Source organism: Mycobacterium sp., assembly GCF_035499775.1.
Taxonomy (GTDB): Bacteria; Actinomycetota; Actinomycetes; order Mycobacteriales; family Mycobacteriaceae; genus Mycobacterium.
In genome coordinates this window covers 1-3,133 of the sequence record NZ_DATJYB010000262.1, presented here as the reverse complement: position 1 = coordinate 3,133, position 3,133 = coordinate 1, and the positions used below count along the sequence as shown (strand labels likewise).

Annotated in this window: 5 protein-coding genes; 3 read left to right on the top strand and 2 right to left on the bottom strand. The window is 68.0% G+C overall.

From position 1 onward, the window contains the following. The 3 genes from VML93_RS17160 to VML93_RS17150 form a co-directional block, all read left to right on the top strand. On the top strand, nucleotides 1-244 hold a 244-nt coding region (locus VML93_RS17160), incomplete at its 5' end, for a GlsB/YeaQ/YmgE family stress response membrane protein (RefSeq protein ID WP_325612449.1). Between the two features lie 100 nt (nucleotides 245-344). After that, nucleotides 345-644, top strand: coding sequence for a GlsB/YeaQ/YmgE family stress response membrane protein (locus tag VML93_RS17155; protein ID WP_325612447.1), 300 nt, complete (start codon nucleotides 345-347; stop codon nucleotides 642-644). A gap of 24 nt (nucleotides 645-668) precedes the next feature. Beyond that, nucleotides 669-1,670 (top strand): zinc-binding alcohol dehydrogenase family protein, encoded by a 1,002-nt coding sequence (locus VML93_RS17150; RefSeq protein WP_325612453.1) that lies wholly within the window; start codon nucleotides 669-671, stop codon nucleotides 1,668-1,670. A gap of 6 nt (nucleotides 1,671-1,676) precedes the next feature. Here VML93_RS17150 and VML93_RS17145 read toward each other — a convergent pair whose 3' ends face one another. Both VML93_RS17145 and VML93_RS17140 read right to left on the bottom strand, forming a co-directional pair. Further along, nucleotides 1,677-2,408, bottom strand: coding sequence for a CPBP family intramembrane glutamic endopeptidase (locus tag VML93_RS17145; RefSeq protein WP_325612446.1), 732 nt, complete (start codon nucleotides 2,406-2,408; stop codon nucleotides 1,677-1,679). Between the two features lie 29 nt (nucleotides 2,409-2,437). Further along, nucleotides 2,438-3,103, bottom strand: a complete 666-nt coding sequence (locus VML93_RS17140) for an MOSC domain-containing protein (protein ID WP_325612451.1) — start codon at nucleotides 3,101-3,103, stop codon at nucleotides 2,438-2,440. Nucleotides 3,104-3,133 lie beyond the last annotated feature (30 nt).

Genomic DNA, 3,133 nt, shown 5'->3' with positions numbered 1-3,133 from the left:
CCTCGTCGTCGGCTTGATTGCGCGAGCTATCGTGCCGGGCAAGCAGTCCATGGGCTGGATCGCAACGACGGTGCTTGGCGTCGCAGGAGCGTATGTCGGCGGCACGCTGGGCAGCTTGGTGTTCCCGCCGCACAAGTTCACGGTCACCCCGCCGGTCAATCATTCGTTCTTGGGCGCGCTGGTCGGCGCGGTGATCCTGGTGGTGATCTACCGGCTCGTCACGTCGCGAACCAAGACCTTGTAGGTAAGTCGGCTGCCGGCCGTGTCGGCGCGACATTGATTCCGCGGGCACGGTATACGAGGATCTGAGCTGGGCTTTGCCAGCGATCGCAAGGAGACCTCTCATGGACGTCACGGCAGCTACCCAGTACTTGGCCTTCGCCCCGCCGACCGCCGTAAGTTGGCTCGCCTACATCATCATCGGCGGACTCGCGGGTTGGATCGCGGGCAAGATCGTCAAAGGCGCCGGCTCGGGCATCCTGATGAATATCCTCATCGGGGTGGTCGGCGGATTCATCGGCGGGATGCTGCTGACCTGGCTGCACGTCGACGTCGGGGCCGGACGCAAGTGGTTTACGTTCTTCGCCGCGCTGCTGGGCTCGGTCATCCTGCTCTGGATCGTCGGCCTGGTGCGCAGGCGCTAGGCGCGCAAGGTGACCGCCACGACGATGAGTGCCTGGCAGGTGCGTCGGCCCGGCCCGATGGACACCAGCCCGCTCGAGCGAGTAACCACCCAGGTACCCCGGCCCGCGCCGGGCGAGCTGCTGGTGGCGGTCCGTGCGTGCGGGGTGTGCCGCACCGACCTGCACGTCACCGAGGGCGACCTGCCGGTGCATCGCGAGCGGGTGACGCCCGGACACGAGGTCGTCGGCGAGGTCGTCGAGTTGGGCTCAGACGCCGGCGACGAGTTCAGCGTGGGGGATCGGGTGGGCATCGCCTGGCTGCGCCACACCTGCGGGGTGTGCAAGTACTGTCGTCGCGGCGACGAAAACCTCTGCCCCGAGTCCCGGTACACCGGCTGGGACGCCGACGGCGGATACGCCGAGTTCGCCACGGTCCCTGCGGCTTTCGCCCACCACCTGCCGAGCGGTTACGGCGACAGCGAGCTGGCGCCGCTGTTGTGCGCCGGCATCATCGGATACCGCTCCCTGCTGCGCGCGCAGCTGCCGCCCGGTGGCCGGCTGGGTCTGTACGGCTTTGGCGGCAGCGCCCACATCACCGCTCAGGTCGCGTTGGCGCAAGGCGCCGAGGTGCACGTGATGACCCGCGGAACCGCGGCGCGAGAACTGGCGCTGGCCCTGGGCGCCGCGTCGGCTCAAGGCGCCGCGGATCCGCCGCCGGTGCCCCTGGACGCCGCGATCCTGTTCGCGCCGGTCGGTGAGCTGGTGTTACCCGCCATGCAGGCGCTGGACCGGGGCGGGACCTTGGCGATCGCCGGGATTCACCTTTCGGATATACCCACGCTCAACTACCAGCGTCACCTGTTCCAGGAGCGTCAGATCCGATCGGTCACGTCCAACACCCGGGCCGATGCGCGGGCGTTCCTCGACTTCGCCGCCGAGCACCACATCGAGGTCACCACGCCGGAATACCCGCTCGGACAAGCCGATCAGGCACTGAGCGACCTCAGCTCGGGTCGTATTGCCGGCGCAGCCGTGCTGCTGGTGTGACCCCGCTCAGCTGGACAGCTGCCAGACCAGCGCAGCGGCCAGGGCGCCCATACCATTGAGCGACCAATGCAGCGCGATCGGCGCGATCAGGCTGCCGCTGCGCCGACGCAGCCAGCTGAACACGAATCCGGCCGCCCCGGTAGCCAATACCGCCAACGTCACCCCGGCCAGCATTCCGACGATCCCGCCACCGAACAGCCTGGTGAAACCGACGTTGCTGCTGGTCAGCCCCAGGGAGGTGGCGACATGCCACAGGCCGAACAGCAGCGAACCCATCAAGGCCACACCACGAAATCCCCAGGCCCGGTTCAGCGCGCCGTGCAGCACGCCACGAAAGGCCAGCTCCTCGGGGATGACGGTTTGCAGCGGAATGATCACCATCGAGGCGATCAGCGCACCCGAGATCGTGGCGTAGTGATGGTTCATGAACATCGGTCGGGTCACCGGCAACAGCACACCGACGGCGATCACCGACACGACAACTGCCACCGCGGCCAACGCATAGCCCATCCCGGCTCGCCAGTGTTCCCGGCCCAGGCCGAGTTCGGCCCAGCCCAGGCCCCGCCATCGGAGCAGCGCCACCAACCCGACCGCGGCGGCCGGCACGGTGGCGATGCTGGCCCACGGCGTGGTGAAGTGCGCGATCAGGTTCGTCAACACCAGCACGACGACGACCACCGCGATGTCCAGGTGGAGCCGCGACCGCGGGTGGGCGTCGGCAGCGGTCGCATCGAGCATTTGGCAAGTCTACCTGTGGGCCAGGCGGCTCAACCCTCGTTGGACGCGAGCCGGCGACGCGCGTAGGCCGCTAACTCGGCCGACAGCGCGTCCGCCACCAGCAGCTTTGGCAACAGCTCCGGTTCCGACATTCGGGCGCGGAAGACCAGCCCGATCGTCACGTCATGATCGGGGCGGTGCTCGATGGTGATCTCGTCGCCGGCACGGACCTTTCCCGGCTCGATCACCCGCAGGTAGGCGCCGGGTTTCCCGGCCTGGGTGAAGGTCTTGATCCAATGGTTCAAGTTCAGGAACGCGACGAATGTCCGGCACGGCGTCCGGGGCGCGGAGACTTCCAGCAGCAAACCGTCGGTGCCGACGCGCCAGCGTTCACCGATCCGCGCGTCGGTGACGTCGACGCCCGAGGTCGTCAGGTTCTCGCCGAAGGTCCCGTCGGTGAGGGTGCGCTGTAGTTGGGCTTCCCAGGCGTCGAGGTCTTCTCGTGCGTAGGCGTAGACGGCCTGGTCGTCACCACCGTGGACTCTTGGATTGCCGATCGTGTCGCCGACCAGGCCGCTGCCGAGACCGCCATGCATCGGCCCCGGTGCGCGAACCATGACCGCCTCAGTTGCGGCTCGCTTGTCGATCCCGGTCACGTTCGACTGCGCGCGGGGATCGGGGTTTTCCCTGGGCCGTGCGACGTTGACCGACAACACCTTCGACACCCGCTCAGGGTAGCGCCGGCG